17 protein-coding genes are annotated in these 18324 nt (G+C 37.8%); all 17 read right to left on the bottom strand.

Annotated elements, in window-relative coordinates:
* Positions 1–3 precede the first annotated feature (3 nt).
* Positions 4–177 (bottom strand): hypothetical protein, encoded by a 174-nt coding sequence (locus DQQ01_RS15865; protein ID WP_162624272.1) that lies wholly within the window; start codon positions 175–177, stop codon positions 4–6.
* A gap of 15 nt (positions 178–192) precedes the next feature.
* Positions 193–366, bottom strand: coding sequence for a hypothetical protein (locus tag DQQ01_RS15860; RefSeq protein ID WP_162624271.1), 174 nt, complete (start codon positions 364–366; stop codon positions 193–195).
* A 1119-nt stretch (positions 367–1485) separates the two neighbouring features.
* Positions 1486–2340 carry a hypothetical protein gene (locus DQQ01_RS07630; protein WP_111919530.1) on the bottom strand — a complete coding sequence of 285 codons (855 nt, stop codon included), beginning with the start codon at positions 2338–2340 and terminating at the stop codon, positions 1486–1488.
* The gene (locus DQQ01_RS15855; protein ID WP_159431678.1) at positions 2334–2474 is read right to left on the bottom strand and encodes a hypothetical protein; all 141 of its coding nucleotides are present in this window, start codon (positions 2472–2474) and stop codon (positions 2334–2336) included. Before DQQ01_RS15855 ends, DQQ01_RS07630 begins: the two co-directional genes overlap by 7 nt.
* Before the next feature lie 17 nt (positions 2475–2491).
* A complete protein-coding gene (locus tag DQQ01_RS07625; RefSeq protein ID WP_111919529.1) occupies positions 2492–3205 on the bottom strand; it encodes a DUF6710 family protein in 714 nt (237 codons plus the stop codon).
* 702 nt (positions 3206–3907) lie between these two features.
* Entirely contained in the window at positions 3908–4927 is a 1020-nt protein-coding gene (locus DQQ01_RS07615; RefSeq protein ID WP_162624270.1) for an RHS repeat domain-containing protein, read from the bottom strand.
* Positions 4887–5408 (bottom strand): RHS repeat domain-containing protein, encoded by a 522-nt coding sequence (locus DQQ01_RS07610; RefSeq protein WP_111919527.1) that lies wholly within the window; start codon positions 5406–5408, stop codon positions 4887–4889. Before DQQ01_RS07610 ends, DQQ01_RS07615 begins: the two co-directional genes overlap by 41 nt.
* A gap of 162 nt (positions 5409–5570) precedes the next feature.
* Positions 5571–5900, bottom strand: a complete 330-nt coding sequence (locus DQQ01_RS07605) for a hypothetical protein (protein ID WP_111919526.1) — start codon at positions 5898–5900, stop codon at positions 5571–5573.
* A gap of 97 nt (positions 5901–5997) precedes the next feature.
* Positions 5998–6573, bottom strand: a complete 576-nt coding sequence (locus DQQ01_RS07600) for a hypothetical protein (protein ID WP_111919525.1) — start codon at positions 6571–6573, stop codon at positions 5998–6000.
* A gap of 37 nt (positions 6574–6610) precedes the next feature.
* Positions 6611–7603, bottom strand: a complete 993-nt coding sequence (locus tag DQQ01_RS18400; protein ID WP_408607859.1) for an RHS repeat domain-containing protein — start codon at positions 7601–7603, stop codon at positions 6611–6613.
* Between the two features lie 1567 nt (positions 7604–9170).
* Positions 9171–10331, bottom strand: coding sequence for an RHS repeat domain-containing protein (locus tag DQQ01_RS07590; protein WP_111919523.1), 1161 nt, complete (start codon positions 10329–10331; stop codon positions 9171–9173).
* Complete coding sequence (locus DQQ01_RS07585; RefSeq protein ID WP_111919522.1) at positions 10295–11545, bottom strand: DUF6531 domain-containing protein; 1251 nt, start codon at positions 11543–11545, stop codon at positions 10295–10297. The genes DQQ01_RS07590 and DQQ01_RS07585 overlap by 37 nt, the downstream gene beginning before the upstream one ends.
* A 305-nt stretch (positions 11546–11850) precedes the next feature.
* Positions 11851–12489, bottom strand: coding sequence for an RloB domain-containing protein (locus DQQ01_RS07580; RefSeq protein ID WP_111919521.1), 639 nt, complete (start codon positions 12487–12489; stop codon positions 11851–11853).
* Positions 12489–13319, bottom strand: a complete 831-nt coding sequence (locus tag DQQ01_RS07575; protein ID WP_278278181.1) for an AAA family ATPase — start codon at positions 13317–13319, stop codon at positions 12489–12491. Before DQQ01_RS07575 ends, DQQ01_RS07580 begins: the two co-directional genes overlap by 1 nt.
* On the bottom strand, positions 13243–13794 hold the full coding sequence (locus tag DQQ01_RS16905; RefSeq protein WP_278278180.1) for an AAA family ATPase: 552 nt from the start codon (positions 13792–13794) through the stop codon (positions 13243–13245). The genes DQQ01_RS07575 and DQQ01_RS16905 overlap by 77 nt, the downstream gene beginning before the upstream one ends.
* Before the next feature lie 1305 nt (positions 13795–15099).
* Positions 15100–15612, bottom strand: coding sequence for an FtsK/SpoIIIE domain-containing protein (locus DQQ01_RS07565; RefSeq protein ID WP_111919519.1), 513 nt, complete (start codon positions 15610–15612; stop codon positions 15100–15102).
* Complete coding sequence (gene essC, locus DQQ01_RS07560) at positions 15609–18191, bottom strand: type VII secretion protein EssC (RefSeq protein WP_111919518.1); 2583 nt, start codon at positions 18189–18191, stop codon at positions 15609–15611. Before essC ends, DQQ01_RS07565 begins: the two co-directional genes overlap by 4 nt.
* Positions 18192–18324 lie beyond the last annotated feature (133 nt).

Below are 18324 nucleotides of genomic sequence, written 5' to 3'. Positions count from 1 at the left end.
AATTTAACATTTAGAACTACATGCTCCTGTTGGTGCTACCATTCCTGTAAAAATCCCTGTGATGAATGATACAATTCCTGCTCCATTACTTCCATCTTCATTTCCATGAATCTCATCCGCTTCTAATGCCAGTTCCTCCACTTTTACAAATCCTGTTTTCTTTTCAAAATCTTTCATTTTTTCTTCCTCCTTTTAACATTTAGAACTGCATGCTCCTGTTGGTGCTACCATTCCTGTAAAAATTCCTGTGATGAATGATACAATTCCTGCTCCATTACTTCCATCTTCACTTCCATGAATTTCATCCGCTTCTAATGCCAATTCTTCCACTTTTACAAATCCTGTTTTCTTTTCAAAATCTTTCATTTTCTTCTTTCTCCTTTCTCATGCATAGAACTATATTTTTGAATAATAGTACTTTTCTTTCAATGTACCAATTTCATATTTCGTAGTTCTCATCTACGTTTCCCACTAATTTTATCCTACTCGTGCTTTTTTTCTTTTTTTAAAATCTACCATTTTTTCTTCCTCCTTTGATTTGATAACATCATTATAATATTTCTATTTTAAATTTTATTGCTTTGTCCTCCTTTAATATCTTTTTTGTCCCTTAGAAAATAAATGTATTTCCATTGAATAAATATTCTTAAAAATTACATCTCTACTCTTTCAATGAAATATCTCTTCCTCTAAATCTGCTATTGTAATAATATGAATTATTCTTTTTGACTACAAGTAGGCAATATGATTTCGTTTTCCTATTATCTCCAGTGTGTCCTTTTTCTATCTAATGAGCTTCACTCTCTTTCTGCACTTGCTCACCGGCAGTAATCTTATAATTTAAAATTCTTCCATCTTTCATACTATGACCATAGATAATATTCTAATTATCTAAAAAGTCCCGTTCATTCTGGTAATCTAAAAAAATGCTGCCAGCAATATTGTAAGTTTTTTCACGGTATGGTTTAAAGAATAGAAATTATTTCTCCTTCTTACAACAGGGTATTCCAGTACCTATAGAATTTTTATCCATGCTATAACATCTAGATTGGTTTCCTATAAAGATGCAAAATCGACCATCACGGTTTCTTCCGGCTTTGCTTTTTCCTTATCATCTTTTGTTGTTTCCGGCTTCATATCTTCTGATTCTTTTATATTCTTCTCTACTTTTACATATTCTTACAACTGCTCATATTCCTGTTCTGCTTTTTGATATTCGCTGACATCTGATAAGTCTAGAATTCTGTTGCCAGCAGGAACACGATTAATTCCATAAGTAAAAAATATTTTTTCATCTGCTTACATCCAACGCAAAAAAGCGGTAGTATACCAAAACTGATATACTACCACTTAAACGTTCCTATTTACTTAAATCCCAGCAATCCTATAACTCTACATTTATATGCTGTTTTCAAAAGACATAATATCTTGTAACGTCTCCAAAAGTATTCAATAACACACGCCTTTTTTATTACTCAATAGACTTCATACTCTTGGTATCACTTTCATTTCATTCGTGTTTGCTTTTGGCCATGTTATTTCTTGTTCCTTTGGAAGAAATTGCTTCATTATCTTTTCTATTTTAGACTCTTCTGCATAAAAACAAATAGTTTTATTCTTTTCAGCAGAACCCCCCTTCAATGTTGGAAAAATCTTAAAAATTTCTGCATCAGAAGAAATATCCGCCAAGTGCATTTGCATTGCGTAAATATTGAAATCGTGATAATATACAACCTTCATAGAAGGAAGATCATTTGCTGCCAGAAATTCTTCTGTAATGGATTCTGTTTCTTCATTTTTATATAGTAAATGATTTTTTTCAAAATTCATTTCTGAAACTTCACCTATAATTTTTTCAGTATCTACATCAATTATAATTCCGATTTTTGGCAAAGGATCTCCAGAACTTTTCCGATACCCGATTTTTTCTAAAATGACGCAGACACAGTTATTTTGCTGATATAAACATGGTATTATCTGTTCTTCTGCAATCTGGTAATCCTGGAGATATTCTTCCAAAATTCTTTTACAGTCCACTTTCTTTTGAACAGTTCCTCTATCTATATCATAAAACAAAAGTTTACAGGTTTCTAATTCTGTATATCGTTCAATGTAGGTTTTGAATTCATTTTGAGTTTCGATTTCAGTATCTACAACATACTTTCCTGGAAATACAAAGGGAACCACATCTCTATCTACATCCATAGGCATAAAATAGGACCATTCGCTATTTTCATTGTAACTATTCCATTCTTGTCCAGTCTTCTTTGTAGAGCAGCCCGACAGCAGAAAAGCAAACACAAGAGTCAATGCTATAAATTTTATTCTATTTTTTAACATTTTTTCTTATCTTTTCTCTGTAACTCAATCTGATGTTTCATCAGTTCTAAAGTCTGTTCCACTAATTTTTCAGAAGGTTTATTCTTATCCATTCTTTCTTTATATTTTTCTACCCAGTTCTCTGTATTCTCCATCACTATCACCTTCCCATCTAATTAACATCATAGTACACATATCCGTTTTCATCTTTTGCATTTTTCAAAACTCTTGCCATTTCAAACAAAAGTCCAAACGTATATGTGAATGGTTCTGAATTATTTTTTAAATTCTCAATATTTACTATTTTATTCGTTTCTACACTCACATATTTTTTTCCATCAAATCTATATCTTTCAAGAACTTCAGATATATCAATAACCGTATTTACAATTATTTCTCCTTCATCATAGACAATAGCCGCATTCACAGAATGATTTCCATTATCAACGACTACCAGACCTAATGGTTCTATTAAAACTGCATGAATATTATATGCAAACGCTATCCCATTAAAGGGATTTTTATTTATCTCCCCCAGTCCTATCAATCCGTTAATCATACGCGAATGATTCCAAACAGATGATATAATGGGAGTATTTTGAACCTTTAAACGTATGTTACATTTTCGCCAAAAATCAAACGACAAGTCCAGTAAAAAACTATTCAAAATAGCCCACATATAATCTATTTCTGGATAATTTCTATCATTATACTTACATTTTGTAAGTAATTCACTTTGTATAGAATTTGCCATAAATTTAATTACCGAACGCACAGATTCCTTTTTACCTTCATTTACCAATTTTTTAAAATCTTCGATGAATATCTGTGTATTCTCCTCAATCGTAACCTCTTGTTGTTTTTTCTTCTGTTTTTTTAAAAACATACTACCTCCTGTTACATTGTTTATTACTTTTTTTATATTATATCGGAAAATTTTACTGTTTACACATATCATTTATAAGTTGTATTTTTTCGATAGGAATATTGTATATCCTAGAAAATTCATTAATGGTCCAATTATTATAGACTAGAAAACTTCTAGTTACATATACATCGGAATTTGATTCCTTAATTAAGTGATAAATACTCAATTTGTCATGACAATTAAAACTATAAGAAGGCGTGCTCTTCAAATTTCCATTTGTTATTTTCTTATCATATTGTTCTTTTATATTCTTCACTTCGTTTATATAAACTGTTATATTGCTTATATATTCCTTTCTTCCTTTTTTCTTTGTATAAAAATATGGTTCAGTTAAACCAATATTATAGATTCCTCTTGGTGTAGTTGAAAGTGTAAAAATCAGCGTATTAATATCTTTATATAGTATGTTTTTTTTCTAACACCATAAACCAATTTTTGTTCTAATAATCTATATCGCCGTTGACTAAGAAAGCAATAAAAAATAAAAAGAAGTACAATTAGACTGCCTATAAAAAATATTATTTTTTTAGGATATATTTTAAAATCAAATGAAAAAATAAGTTCACTTAAACAAAAGAAAATAATATACATATAATTATTCCTGATATAAAATCAAACAAATTGGAAAATTTACTACCTCCCATGATATAATCATAACTTTTATTCATTATAGCACCCTCCCATCGTTATATCTAAAAGGAAATTGTCTAATATTCCAAAAAAATTATTCAACTGGTCACCAAATCTTTTCGTGTAGTTTACCATTAACTCTTCAAGAATATTTTCATTCAATGTGCCAGCCTGTATCAATCCTCCTGGAAGACTGCATACCATTCCTAGTAATGCTGATTTTATACTATCTTCTCCAATCTGACCTAAATTTTTATAGTTATATCCATCTATCCTATCTAAGCCTTCTGTAACAAAAGTCCCCAATCCATTAGCCATACCACCAACAATATTTCCAACAGGCCCCAGTTTACTACTCAAACCACCCTGAATGGCACCACTTATAGCCCCTCCTATAAATCCGTTCGCAAAATTTCCGCCATTTTTAATATTAATAACACCATTTACTGTTCCTCCTATTGCTGCTCCAGAAGCAACCCCCATTAAAACTATTCCCGCAACACCACTCGTAGAGATTGCTGCAACTGCAATTCCAGCAATTACCAAACTTGTCCCAACAACCTTAATAATATCCTCTTTATGTTCTACTATCCATTTTCCAACTGCCTTTCCTGTGTTCCAAACTTTTTGAATCCCTTTATTGATTGCATTTCCTACATCTTTAATTCCATTCTTAATCCCCTTTCCGATATCACTTAAACTTGGCCATGCACCATCCAAGTCTACCAATATCATTGGTGTATTAAAGCAGTAACTGTAACGGTTCATGCTGAACGGCAGATCCATAAAACCGGCAATCAAATCCTGCCCTGCAAACCTTCCGTTTTCTGCCAGATATTCCCTCGCTTGGGCATAATACGTCTCTGTTATTTCATCCTTCTGATATCCCGTATAGCCAAACGGCTGTATCTTTCCTTGGTTCTGATACAAATCTTCCCCAAAGGCTCCATATCCATAGCTTTCCCTGAGGTTTCCAGCACTGTCCTCAATCCGAAGCGGGCTTCCCAGTTCATCCTGAAGGTAATAGTTCCGTTCCCCATTTTTCTTCATACACTGCCACGTTCCCATCCCAGAAGTATCTCTGACATTGGCTTTTCTCTGTCCGCTCCAGAAGGTTATAATACTGTCTGGTTAAATCCAGGGTATAAGTAATCTGGCGGCTGTTTCCGATTTCCATGCCAATCCTACTTTGCGGATCCAGTTTCTCCCGTTTTTCTTTTGGAAGGACACCTTCCTGCTTTCCTACCCGGTGTCCCAGTCCGTTATACTGGTACCTTGCCTGTTTTCCTGCCGCATCCACCGCTTCTTCCAGGCGGTTCATTGCACCGTAGATATACTGCTTCTTCCATGCCCCGTTTTCCTGGATGCCCGTTAAGTTTCCTCTCTTATCATAACTGTATGCTCTTAGGATCTCTCCATGTTTTTCGCTTACCATCTGGTTCAGGGCATTGTACTGGTAGAAGGTTCTTTCTCCTTTCTCCTCTTTCCATGTCCGGTTTCCAAAGGCATCATACCCATACCGGATCTGCATCTGCCCATCCTTTTGGATTTCTGAAAGTCTGCCCAGGACGTCATAGCCATAACGGTAACTGCCACTTTCTTCGGTTAAGCCACGCCACTCTTTTGTAATGCTGGTCTTGTTTCCCAGCCAGTCTTATATCTCTGTCAATTGTCTAAGCGAGTTCTAAATAAGTCATTTTACAAACCTCCCAGCAAATACTCCCACTATCATAAATTGGTTAATAATAAGATCAGCTGGTTTTTTTGATAAAATAATACCTATTTCTAATGTAAATGCAATAATTAAAATGAAACTATACACTATTTTTCTTACTTTTTCTAATTTTTTATATCCTAAAATTTTCAGCAATACTTTAAAAAATATCAAGAATACACTAAAACTCAAAAAGGCTAAAATGATTCCAAAAATCACGTTCTCTAAAAAAATTTTTTTGTTAACTTCTTTACAATAATATATTATTACAGAAATTAAAAGCAAAAAAAAGACTTTACTTTTTGACATTGATCCATAGTTCTCATTCATAGTTTTTGTTTTTTGATAATTATAAAGAAGACATTATCAAAAATTTCCTCCTTACCAATATTTAATATTCATAAAATCACCCTGCTGTAACTGGACCTCTTCCTTCGCGCGAAAATACAGCCATGTCCATATGCATAATAGGGAAAATAACTAGTTCAATTTCTAATTCCGGATCCAACTTTTCAATTCTATATATAGATTTATTAGAAGTTTTCTCAATCTTCACTACAACTTGATGTTCCATATTCTCAATCGTCCATTCATATTTTTTAAAAGGACGAATAAAATCCGTATTCCCTTGACAGCAAAAATATTTTTTCCCATTCACAACAAAAAAATCACGTTCGTTTTTATTTTTTGAAAATCCGTAAAAAAAAGCTTCTCCGATTTTTTCTCCATCCTTACAAATTTTATATTTTAATTCTAGACAGAATGCTTTAACTGTGTTGATAATAGGAATATAATCCAACATCCTGTAATTTCTGTTTATTTGTTTCCATTCCCATAAATGTTCACCAGCAACTTTCCATTCATATTTTTCTGTCGTATCTCGATAATTAGTATATCCTAATATTTGGGGGTTCTCTTCCAAATAAAATATATGCTCATATCTTTTATTTATTTTTTCTTCTTTTCTTATCAATGTATACATATTTCTCCCTATAATTTAATAATTCCAAAATATTTCATTAATCACTACATTCTTCATCTTCCCACCGTATGGTTACACCTGCACCTACGCCTAAAGAAAGACCTAACTCTAGTTTCTTTTTTTCCACGTCCCAACCAGCTTTTGCTCCAAGAGAAAAAATATCCAAACTGCCCCCTATATATATTTTTTTACCAAAAATTTCTAAAATCCTCACTTCACCCGCTATTGTTACACATGTTCCTTGAGCTTTTGCTCCAACATAGTCATTTGAAGCTCCTAATTTTATATCCCCATGAACACATTCCATTCCATATTTTCCTTGCCAAAAACCTTTCGAATCCTTGTATCCAAATTTCCCCATACCTCCAGCTATATCTACTAGTTCAACACCGATATCTTTTTTACCTTTATTCTCAATTTCCCCATTAATGTAATCTGCTCCATAAAAATAATCCATTAACTGCAAATTAATATGAGGTCCTTCAATATTGCCATAAAAGGCCTCTGAATAATAACCATGATTGCATTCTTCTTCTACGGGAGTGTTAACAGATACAGGTTTTTTTCCATCAAGATCTTTGCATGAAAATGGTGAGTGATAACAGTATACATATCTATTAAACAACTCGGGTGCATTTATCCTTCCAGCAATCAAATCCTGCCCTGCAAACCTGCCTTTTCCAGACAGATATTCCCTCGCCTGGGCATAATACGTCCCGGCGATCTCATCCCTTTGGTATCCTGTATAGCCAAACGGCTGTTTCTCCCCCTGGTTCTGATATAAGTCTTCCCCAAAGGCTCCGTATCCATAGCTCTCTTTGAGGTTTCCAGCACTGTCTTCAATCCGAAGCGGACTTCCCAGTTCATCCTGAAGGTAATAGTTCCTTTCCCCGTTTTCTTCATACGCTGCCACGTTCCCATCCCAGAAGTATCTCTGGCTTCGGCTTTCCTCTGTCTTCTCCAGAAGGTTATGATACTGTCTGGTCAGGTCCAGGGTATAAGTAATCTGGCGACTGTTTCCAATCTCCATGCCGATCCTGCTTTGCGGATCCAGTTTCTCCAGTTTTTCTTTTGGTATAATGCCTTCCTGCTTTCCTACCCGGTGTCCCAGTCCGTTGTACTGGTATCTTGCCTGTTTGCCTGCCGCATCCACCGCTTCTTCCATGCGGTTCATCGCACCATAGACATACTGCTTCTTCCATGCCCCGTTTTCAAGGATGCTGGTTAAATTTCCTCTCTTATCATACCCATACTCTCTTCGGGTTTTCCCCTGTCTTTCGCTTACCATCTGGTTCAGGGCATTGTACTGATAGGAGGTTCTTTCTCCTTTCTCCTCTTTCCAAGTACGGTTTCCAAAGGCATCATAATCATACCGGGTCTGCATCTGCCCGTCCTTTTGGATCTCTGACAGCCTGCCCAGTGCGTCATAGCCATAGGTATAACTGCCACTCTCACGCTCCAGCCCTCTTCTTTCTTTTATAATTCCGATCTTGTTTCCTAAAAGGTCATACAGATAAGTATAACGGTCAAGGATACCCTCTTGGTCTTGATGTACCAGTTCTGTCAGCTGGTCTTTTCTATCATAACGGTATGTAGTCTTTGTTCCATTCGGGAACTGCTTTTCACACAGCCTTCCCACCGGATCATACCCATAGGTGATGATGCTGTCCCCTTCTTTTAATTCCGAAAGACGGAGCTGCTCGTCATAACCATAGAAGACCGTCTTTCCATCCGGACAGGTGATGCTTTTTCTTTCCCCTGCTTTTCCATAGGTATAGGATACTTCCCTTCCATCTGGATACTGCACCTTTTTCGCCCTTCCCAGTGCATCCGGGGTAATCTTTGTGCTGCCTAACCAGTCCTGTATTTCCAAAAGCTGCCGGAGCGGATTATAGGACAGTTTTACTTCCTTTCCGTCTGCATACTGGATACCGGATAAGTCTCCCTGTTTTGTATAAGCATATTTGGTCAGATACCCTTCCTTATCCAGCTTGCTAAGAAGCTGTCCCTTTTTATCATAGGTGTAAGTTTCCTTCTGTCCCAGTGCATCCTGGGTTTCTGTGACCTGTCCCCGCAGATCCCTGGTATAACGGGTGATCTGGCACAGCCGGTTCCTTCCATTCTGTCTCTCTGCTTCCAAAAATTCTGCATCCATACCGGATCTTTCTACTTCTTCCTTTAGGCTTCCCTCTGCGCCATACTGACGGATCTCAATAAGACGGTCACAGGCATCGTACTGGTATTCTGTTTCATTTCCCAGGGCATCCGTCACTTTTGCAAGCTGCCCGCTTAAGGTATAGGCATACCGGGTGGTGTTCCCTTCCCCGTCTGTCATGGAAGTCACGTTTCCAAGAGCATCGTAGGTATAAGATTTCTTTTCTCCTTCACTTCCCATGATTTCTACGATACGATCCATGCTGTCATATCCATAGGTCAGCACAAACCCGGTGGCAAGGGTATGGGTTTCCAGGTTTCCATTGGCATCATAGGTAAAGGCTTCCTCTGTCCCATCCGGGTGCTGGTTCCCTGCAAGCTGTCCTCCCGGAAAGTAACGGTAAACCGTCTTTCTTCCTGCCTCATCGGTGATACTCTCCACATCACCTAACGGGGTATAAGCATAACATCTCCTCTCTCCAAGAGCGTTGGTTTCTTTCACCAGATTTCCGTTTCCGTCGTATTCCATGGATACGGTATTCCCAAGGGCGTCTTCCGCCTCGATCAGGTTTTCCTTCCCCGTCATACCGATAAGCATAGTGGAGTCCTTCTTCCCCGTTTACTTCCACCACTCTTCCAAGGGCATCATAAACAAACGTGGTCTTTGCCCCGTTCTCATCCTCTTCCCCGATCCTGTTTCCATTGGCATCGTAAGTATAGCGTATTACGGCACCGTCTGCATATTTGATCCGGGATAACAGGTTTTCTTCGTTATAGAGATACGTGGTCCTTGCCCCGTCCGGTGTTGTCACCCTTGCAAGGTTCCACATACTGTCATAGGAAAGGAGGGTTTCCCTTCCCTCTTTATCCACGATCTTACTTGGGCGGTTTAAGACATTATATTCCCTTTGGATGCTTTCCCCGTCAAAGTCTGTTATCTTTGTTACTTTTCCACTTGCATTGTATTCATAGCTTTGGCAGTTTCCCTCCGCATTTTCCACACAGGTCACATTTCCCATCGCATCATACGCATACTTTGTGACATTCCCTTTTCCATCGGTACTTTCCACCATCCGGTTCAGGGTATCATACCCATACCGGGTCATATTTCCCTGTGCATCTTCGATCGCTGTGATGTTTCCCTTTGCATCATAGGAAAGTGTGATCCGGCTTTTGTCTGCCTGCAGGATGGTCTGCGGCCACCCTGCTTCCGTATAGGTGATCTCCACTTCATTTCCAAGGGCATCCCTGGTTTTTACAAGCCTTCCCTGTGCGTCGTATTCCCCGCACAGTTTATCTTTTCCATTTATCTTGATCCCGGTTGGCTGGTTCTTTTCCCCATACCGGATCTCTGTCTTATTCCCAAGGGCATCGATCACACGCACCAGGTTTCCTGCCGGGTCATAGGCATACTGGGTCTTATTTCCCAGGCGGTCCACATATAAGGTCTTCTGGTTGTTCCGGTTATAGGCAAAGCGTTCCTCCCCGTTGCTGTGGATATGCTTCACATCCCGGTACTTGTCATCATGGACATAGGTCACCCGGCTGCCATTCCGTTCCGTAAGTTCTACGGTTCTCTTTTCTTCGTCATATACATAGGACACATCTGTGTCCCGTCCGGGAACTTCTGTAAGGTGGTACGGTGTTCCTCATCAAAGAAGTTTTCTACCGTCACGATCCCCCTCGGGTTCTCCACCTGCTCCAGTTTTCCCTGCGGGGTATAACCGTAACGGAAAGTGTTCTCATCCGGCAGTGTCACCTCTTTCAAAAGTTCTCCCTGATATCGATATGCCACGCTTCTTCCCGTATGGTCTTCCACACGCTCCAGCTTTCCTTCTGCATCATAAGAAAAGGAAAAGAATTCCCCGGTGTCCTTTTCGGCTTTTACCAGACGGAAAGGGGATCCTTCTTCATAAGTAAATGTTATCAGGCTGCCCAAAAGGGTCTCCGTTTCCAGACACATTCCTTCCCTGTCAAAGCGGTAGACTTTTTGTTCCCTGGTACGGTATGCATATCCTTCCTCTGCTTTTTCTAAAACACCTTCACTGGCAAACAAAGAAAGATAGCGGTCCTTCTCCCAGAAAAAACGTTCCTCTTTCCCGTCTTCCCTGAGAAGCACCGCTTCCCCGTCTGTAAACTCCAGATGTACTTCATAATTATGGTTCCAGTCCCTTCCAAGCACACCCTCCCGGCCGTTGATGGCATTGTAAAAGCGGCGGAACACAAACGGCTCCCTTCCGCCAACCTCCAGATCAGTCCGGTCATAGATAAAGTTTCCGGTGCTTAGGTTTACCGGGTCTTTGGAAAAGGCATGGCAGATGGCTTCCGCTCCTTTAATGTTCGCCATCAGTTTCTCCACTACCTTTTCTGCATTTTCCGTTACCTTGTTCCATCTTGCCTGTACTTCCTCAAAGGCTTTTTTGAAGGCGGAATAATCGGTTGTAAGCGGAGTATGGATCAAAAACTGCTCCATTTCCTCCAAAAGTGTCTGCAGGTTTTTCGTGACCCCCATAAGCTCCCTGGTCTGGGCAGCATAGTCCGTATCGGCTGCCGGGATCAGCTCACAGGCTCTTTGTCTGCAGTTTTCCAGTTTGGTCAGTGCCTCTTCAATCTTTTCTGTTTTTAAGGCACTGCGAAGTTCGGAAACACTGTAAACTGCCCCATAATGACGCACTTCGCCAGGCACTTCTGCAAGTGCCTCATCTGCCTGCTCTGCATAAGTTTTCATGTTTGAAATATGGGTTTTGCACCCATTTAACAATGTTTTCAGTTCATTGCACAGCGTTGTGATCTCGCTTACCTGGAACACTCGTTTCATTCTATTCCCACCTTTCTTTCATAATGAATAACTTCTCCTTTGTTGATGATTTCTCCATATATTTACTTTTAAAGAGTTTTTTACTTTTCGTGATTTTTTCTTCATTTTACATGATTTTGCCCTAATTTTCAATATTTATAAAAGTTTTTTTGTGCATCATAACCTATCACTTCTCGATTTGAAAGCATCTAAGTTTTCGGGATAACATTTTCTCTGATAACAAAAAACTCCCTTGCATTCTGCTATACCAAAGATTGTCTTTCCTTCTATATAACAAAAACCACAAGAGAGTTTTAGCCACTTTTTTAGTTTTTTAAATTTTCCAAAAATTTAATTGCTTCTTGTACCGTTGTAAATGTACGTGATGATTGATATAACCATCGATTTCTTACATCAGAGTCTTCTAACGTAGGTAAACCTTCTATTTGCCCTAATACCCAATCTCCATTTATAGAAGCTTGTTTAAAATGATTCGCTATTTTCCTCGTTGTGTTAGAATCTCCTTTTACATAACCAGGACATTCATTCTGTAACAATCTTAGAACATTCTCTTTTTCCGCAACCGTTTGAATAGATGGAACCACTTTTTTATAGTGTAATAAAAACCAAAATTCAACGCAGCCTGTTGTCATTAACAATCTTACACGTATGTTCGGTTTCTTACGTAACTTTTTTAATGTAGAAACAATTTTCTGAATCCTATCCCAGCTTCCCGTCTGTCCGTCATCGACATCAAAGAAAAACCATATTTCATCTGTCACCTCTGCATTATTCCGATACTTCGCATCTTTTTTAAATTTTTTATCGGCTACTTCAAACAGACCTTTTACTGGTTTTTGAATCACTGCAACATCTTCAAATTTTTCTTTCAAATATTTAGTGTACTCGATTTCGCTTTCGCCTTCGCAAAAGACGTAAATAAGAGGTTTTATCTTTCGTGCCATTATTCAACCTCCATGGTATCTACATCTGGAACCGCACCATATTTTCCTACAAGATATGCTTTCCTGATATTATCATTTGTTCTTACTGGAAGTTCCGTTAAATTGAACAATTCCGAAACACCGTTTCTTTTGTTCTTATCAACAAAATATACCTGATCTTTTCTTAATATCTCCATATTCAATAATTCGGTATCATGTGTTGTAAAAATAATCTGTGCATGGCCTGGATTGGTTTCTGGACTTTGAAATTTAGAAATGATAAATTCGACTAATAATGGGTGCAATTCCCGATCAATCTCATCTACCATCAATATCCCACCTTTTTGTAACACACGTTCAATTCCTGGGGCAAGTGACATGAGTCTTCTTGTTCCATCAGATTCATCCGAAAGTTCCAATGTAAATAGTTCTTCCTCTCCTGCTTGATTTAATCCACGATGCATGGAGGAGGTTTTCACTTCTCCTATTTTTAAGTTCATTTCAGCAGCTTCTGAAGAATCCTTTAATGCCAGAGTAAATTGTTTTAACGCAGCAACAATTCCCTCCGGAAGATTATTAGGAAGCGAATCATTTGCAGATAATTCTTCATTTCTAATTTCAAAAGACATATCCTCTATCCCAACATCTGCCTGCTTTGCATAAGACACAATTGCTTTTAGCATATTCATATCTTCCACATGTTCCAATAATTGACTTGGTATATCTGTATAATCTTTTGAAAAATAAATACTTTCCCGAAACCATCTCATGGCATCAATACATGGCTGGTAATTCATTACACATGCAATGGAAAAAAATAATTGATTTGATGCAACTGCTTCTGCTATCATTTCCTTTTTCCTTTTTTCGCCATTTGAAGGGAATGAAAACTCCTGATAATTTCTTGAAAATATTTCTGCTTTTTGTCCTTTTGGTGCCGAATACAAATATTCTTTTACAATTTCTTTTTTTTGTGGCTGAAAATCCATAAATGTATTTGACACCATCCTGAATGTATTCATATTCAAATCCTGTTGGACACTGTTCCGAATAATCATTTAATGCAAAGGCACGCACTGGAATTTCTGCTTTTTCATGCTGCGTTTTTTGTGCATTTCTTATAAATTGCACACCCAACCAGAAAGCACGAATTACATTACTTTTTCCACCACCGTTTTTCCCAAAAATAGCTACAGCTGGAAGAACTCCTTTCTTTTTATACGGTAAAAGACAACTTTTATATTCTGCATTTCCTTTTGCTTCCATAGACAGAATGCTTTTGTCCCTAAATGAACGATAATTTTCAAATTCAAATTTAATCAGCATGTTATATCCCTCCTTGTATGATATAGTATATCCATAATCTGATAGAAATACAAGAAAAATAATTGCTATTTTAAATTATTTTCCTTGTATTTCTTTGTTTTATATCATACCATTTGTTTTTATATATACAAAACAGGATACTGCAACTTCATATCTGTATGCAATATCCTGTTTCTTTCTTACCCTTATGATATTCCTTTGTGCAGGATTAATTTCACTTTCCGATTAACTCCCGCATTGTGGTAATAACCAAATTCCACTTTCCGATTTTCTTCCCGGACTCCCGTATAACTAAACAGTAACTGGTCTTTAATATTTCCAAGAATTAAAACCTCTCTGCTTGCCAGAAGCATTTCTATGAACTTACTTCTTGTCATCTTCTTCACTTTAAATTCTGAAGTTACAAGGACATAAATACCATAACGGACAGCCTCTTCCAAAATATCAATCATGCTGTTATCTTCTTCTACATTCTCGTACAATTCCTGAAGCATATCTACCATGACATAAATTGGTGGAAGTGTTTTTGCAAAGTTTTCGATGCTTAAAGAAACATCATCCAATTTGGCTTCTTCATACGCTTCTTTTCTTTCAAAAATATCTTCCTCAATCTGCTTTAAGGCATCTGCAACCGTACTCTTATCACTTGCATAAACTACATTCTCTCTTGACTGGTAAGCAGCAAGTTCATGACTCTTATTATCAAAGAGATATACCTTTTCACCCGAAACCATAGAAAGCATATTTTTGATTACATTTGTTTTGCCTGTTTTTGCATTTCCAATTACAAAGGCTGGTGTCTGTTCCATGGAAAGATAGTACATCTGTAAAGTATCCGTATCCAATCCAATTGGTACTTTCCGGTTTGTCTTTTCATATCCTGGGTAGGATGGAAGCATTGACACCGTAAGTTCTTCCGGCATAACTGGAATTTCTTTTGCCTTTTCTTCCGAAGACTTCTGATCCAGTTCAAAAATAAGTGCTTTCAGTTTTTCATTGTATTCTTTTTCTGTTTCAAACACAACCGGGGTATATAGCTGCATCACATGGATGCTGTCTGTTTTTACAAGCGCCCTTCCTTTATGCTCTTCCGGCAGCTTATAGGAACTCCGTCCAACAAAAGAAGAAAGTTCACTTTCATCAAAATTGAAACCACCGATTCTCATTTTGAAATTGTTTCTGGCTGCACTTCTCATAGCCCCATCTCTGGAAGTCGTTACTGCCAAATAAATACCAAGCCCTGCCCCGTCTCTAGATACTTTTTGTATGAAAGATTCAACAGCTTCTCCCAGTTCTTTTACCACTTCATACTGGTCTATGACAATCACAATGGCTTTTAATGGTTCCGCCTGTGTTTCGTTGTAAACCGAAAAGTTCTGTACCATAGCACGTGCCAGTTTCTTCTTTCTCTCTTTGATTTCCTCTAAAATCAATTTTTGGAATTTTCCGATTTTTTTCTTCATGGTCTATATTCATATAGTCCGCAACATGGGGAAGCTGTTTTAATGGGATCATTCCACTGTTACCGAGATCCAAAATATAGAAATTCAGATTTTTCACTGCATTCTTTGCAGATAATCCTAAAATAATCTGCGTCAGCAGCATCGTTTTTCCATATCCGCTGGAAGACAGATATAAAAGATGTCCATTGTTTTCAAAGTCAAGAACATATTCCGTCTGTGCCTGTTCTTCAGGGATATCCATCATACCAATCCCTAATTTCAAATCAACCTTCTTGAAACCGGCACTGTCCTGAATTTCCATCAAATATGGAGATGCAATTTGAAATGCCAGAGATGGAAGCCAGGTCTTTTTCACTTTGACACAATGCTCTTCTTCGTAAGTTGCTGAAGGTGTTCTACTACAACATCCAACTGACTTTTCTTGAGCTGCTGGCTTTCCTTTCTGCCACTGAAATCCTTATTTAAGGCTTCTCCCTGTCCAAGCATATTCAGCAGATATACCCTGTCGTCTTCCTCTTTTTGTTCCTCTTTTGTTCCGTAGGAAGCGCCACTCCATGCGGACTGGAACAATTCATAAATCTCATTATTACCAACCTGTAAGTATCCACGTCCGGCCTGTGTGATGTTTGCAGCATCTGCCGTATGAAGCATTTCTTTACTGTCCGCTGCATTCTGTACTTTTAAGCACAAACGGAATGTTGAGTTACTCCAAATCTGATCATCTACTACTCCTGATGGTTTTTGTGTTGCCAGAATCAAATGCACTCCAAGGCTTCGTCCGATACGTGAAGTGGAATCCAGTTCTGCCATGAATTCCGGCTGTTCTTTCTTTAACTCTGCAAACTCATCACTGATGATAAACAGATGCGGAAGAGGTTCTTCTGCTTTTCCCATGCGGAATAATTTCTGATAATCATTAATATGGTTTACCCCATACTCCGCAAAAATACGCTGTCTGCGTGCCAGTTCACTCTTAATGGATGCCATTGCCCGCATACTCTCTGCTTTATCTAAGTTTGTAATTGTTCCCAAAAGATGCGGAAGATCTGCAAACAGGTTTGCCATTCCTCCACCTTTATAGTCAATCAAAAGAAAACCGACTTCATGGGGATGAAAATTCACAGCAAGAGAAAGTATATACGTCTGAATGGTTTCTGATTTACCGGAACCTGTTGTACCTGCCACAAGACCATGCGGTCCATGTGCCTTTTCATGCAGGTTCAGTTCGGTGAAATCATTCTCCGCTTTTGCACCAATCGGAACTGCCAGGCTTTTATAAGCACTATGAGACTCCCACCGTTTTTCTACTTCCAGTTGAGTCGGCGTATCGACACCATACATTTCAAAAAATGTCAGTTTATCAGGCACCTGAGAAGTAATCCCCTGCTCATGGATCAAAGGACTTAATGCCCTTGCCATTCTTTCTAGAGAAATTCCTTTTGTGTGTTGTACTTCAAACCGGAGGTTCTTCCTTTCCCCTTCCTCTAATAAAAGATGGGCTTCCTCTGAGTTGTCTAAAATACAGATTGTTCTGATGTTTTCAGGGAGATTTGATTTCTGATCGGTAGTATAAATCATACTAAATCCTAATTCCATTTCTCTGCTTTGCAGGTATTCCATAATCGCATGATTTAAAATCAGTTTTGGTTCATCAATGATAAACAGCAGATGTGGAAGGAAAATGTGTGCTTTTTTCTCTTCTTCCTGTTTTAGTTTTCTCTCTTTTAAAATCTGCTGGATACTTCCCAATATCTGATCCCTAATCTGCTCTGAATAAATTTCTCCGATTACATTGATAAATTCTAACCGCAGATGTGGATACCAGCGCATATACTGGAAATCTTCGGTATATGCTCCGCTATGGATAAAAACAATCTGTAACTCCCGGTAACTTTGGAAAAAAGTTAATTGGGCAAGCATATATTTTAACTGTTCATGGATATTCCGTTTATTTCCAACCAGACCTAAATGTGCTTTTTTCAGATCAATCTCTACGGGAATCTGTTCTACTTTTTTAAATTCTTTTGGAATTTTCTTGGCTCGCTCAATCAGTTCATCCTTTGTCATATCCAGTTCTTTATCTTCGTAAGAAACTTCTATCTGGGACTCGCCTTTCCGGTATCCTAAATTTACTTTTAAAAAGTCATCATCTAAGATGGAACGTTCATAAATACGGCTACTATATTCCAATACCATATCTTGCAGCATAGAAAGTGTCGGTGTCTGATAATCAATCGCTTCCCGTTCTTCTTCCCTCAACTTTTTGATTTCTTTTCGTTTCCGAAGAAGATATTCATCATACATCACTTCCCGATCTTTATTTTCCTGCTTGATATTCCGTTTTTCACTTACATATCTCTGAATAGAAAAAATTAGGGTAATAGCGGTCATTCCTGCCGTCATATACATATAAGGACCACGTTTCATCAATACGCCCATGGCAATCGTAAGTGCCATCATGCAAAGGGGCGGGATGATCAACTGTGCCAGACTCCCTTTTGACATCTCTTTTTTTCTTGGAGGAGCTTTAATTTCTACCTTCTCCTCTTTTCTCTGATATACAACTCTTGGAGAACGTTTATAAAAAGGGAATCCCTCAAAATATTCTTCTTCCTGGCGTTCCGGAAGTAGGGTTGTTTCAAAACATGTTGTATCTGCTAGAACTTCCAGTTTTTCTTTAAAAAACGTAATCATAAAATCTTCAATATGTATCTGATCCCCATTTTTGATGATTATCTGATTGCCATTTACAATCTGATTATTTAGAAATACTTTGATAGTTCCCTCTCTTTTTAAGTTCAAGGTTTCTCCATCCAAACACATCTGCAATGGAAGATGCCATACAAAGTCGTAAGAAAATGAATCCGCTTCTGTCCCAAACCAGATTTGCGGCTTTCTTTTGTATGTTCTGATGGATGTAGCTTTCCTTTCCATGTTTTCTCATCTCCTTTCGTATGGTGTCTTCCAATATCGTTTATAGAAATTAACTTTTACACTTATTACTAATATTTTTGATAACGATTTGTGGAAATTTTTCTAACTGACTTTTCATACATATTTTTCTAGT

The organism is Blautia argi, from assembly GCF_003287895.1.
Classification (GTDB): domain Bacteria; phylum Bacillota; class Clostridia; order Lachnospirales; family Lachnospiraceae; genus Blautia; species Blautia argi.
Note: the sequence above shows the minus strand (reverse complement) of the source record. Positions and strands in the feature narration are given on the sequence as shown.

Bases quoted from the DNA above. Each gene is read 5' to 3' on its own strand.
- DQQ01_RS15865 (WP_162624272.1), bottom strand. From the start codon at position 177: ATGAAAGATTTTGAAAAGAAAACAGGATTTGTAAAAGTGGAGGAACTG.
- DQQ01_RS15860 (WP_162624271.1), bottom strand. From the start codon at position 366: ATGAAAGATTTTGAAAAGAAAACAGGATTTGTAAAAGTGGAAGAATTG.
- DQQ01_RS07630 (WP_111919530.1), bottom strand. From the start codon at position 2,340: ATGTTAAAAAATAGAATAAAATTTATAGCATTGACTCTTGTGTTTGCT.
- DQQ01_RS15855 (WP_159431678.1), bottom strand. From the start codon at position 2,474: ATGGAGAATACAGAGAACTGGGTAGAAAAATATAAAGAAAGAATGGAT.
- DQQ01_RS07625 (WP_111919529.1), bottom strand. From the start codon at position 3,205: ATGTTTTTAAAAAAACAGAAGAAAAAACAACAAGAGGTTACGATTGAG.
- DQQ01_RS07615 (WP_162624270.1), bottom strand. From the start codon at position 4,927: ATGAAGAAAAATGGGGAACGGAACTATTACCTTCAGGATGAACTGGGA.
- DQQ01_RS07610 (WP_111919527.1), bottom strand. From the start codon at position 5,408: ATGCAGATCCGGTATGGGTATGATGCCTTTGGAAACCGGACATGGAAA.
- DQQ01_RS07605 (WP_111919526.1), bottom strand. From the start codon at position 5,900: ATGTCAAAAAGTAAAGTCTTTTTTTTGCTTTTAATTTCTGTAATAATA.
- DQQ01_RS07600 (WP_111919525.1), bottom strand. From the start codon at position 6,573: ATGTATACATTGATAAGAAAAGAAGAAAAAATAAATAAAAGATATGAG.
- DQQ01_RS18400 (WP_408607859.1), bottom strand. From the start codon at position 7,603: ATGGAGATTGGAAACAGTCGCCAGATTACTTATACCCTGGACCTGACC.
- DQQ01_RS07585 (WP_111919522.1), bottom strand. From the start codon at position 11,545: ATGAAACGAGTGTTCCAGGTAAGCGAGATCACAACGCTGTGCAATGAA.
- DQQ01_RS07580 (WP_111919521.1), bottom strand. From the start codon at position 12,489: ATGGCACGAAAGATAAAACCTCTTATTTACGTCTTTTGCGAAGGCGAA.
- DQQ01_RS07575 (WP_278278181.1), bottom strand. From the start codon at position 13,319: ATGATAGCAGAAGCAGTTGCATCAAATCAATTATTTTTTTCCATTGCA.
- DQQ01_RS16905 (WP_278278180.1), bottom strand. From the start codon at position 13,794: ATGCTGATTAAATTTGAATTTGAAAATTATCGTTCATTTAGGGACAAA.
- essC (WP_111919518.1), bottom strand. From the start codon at position 18,191: ATGGAAAGGAAAGCTACATCCATCAGAACATACAAAAGAAAGCCGCAA.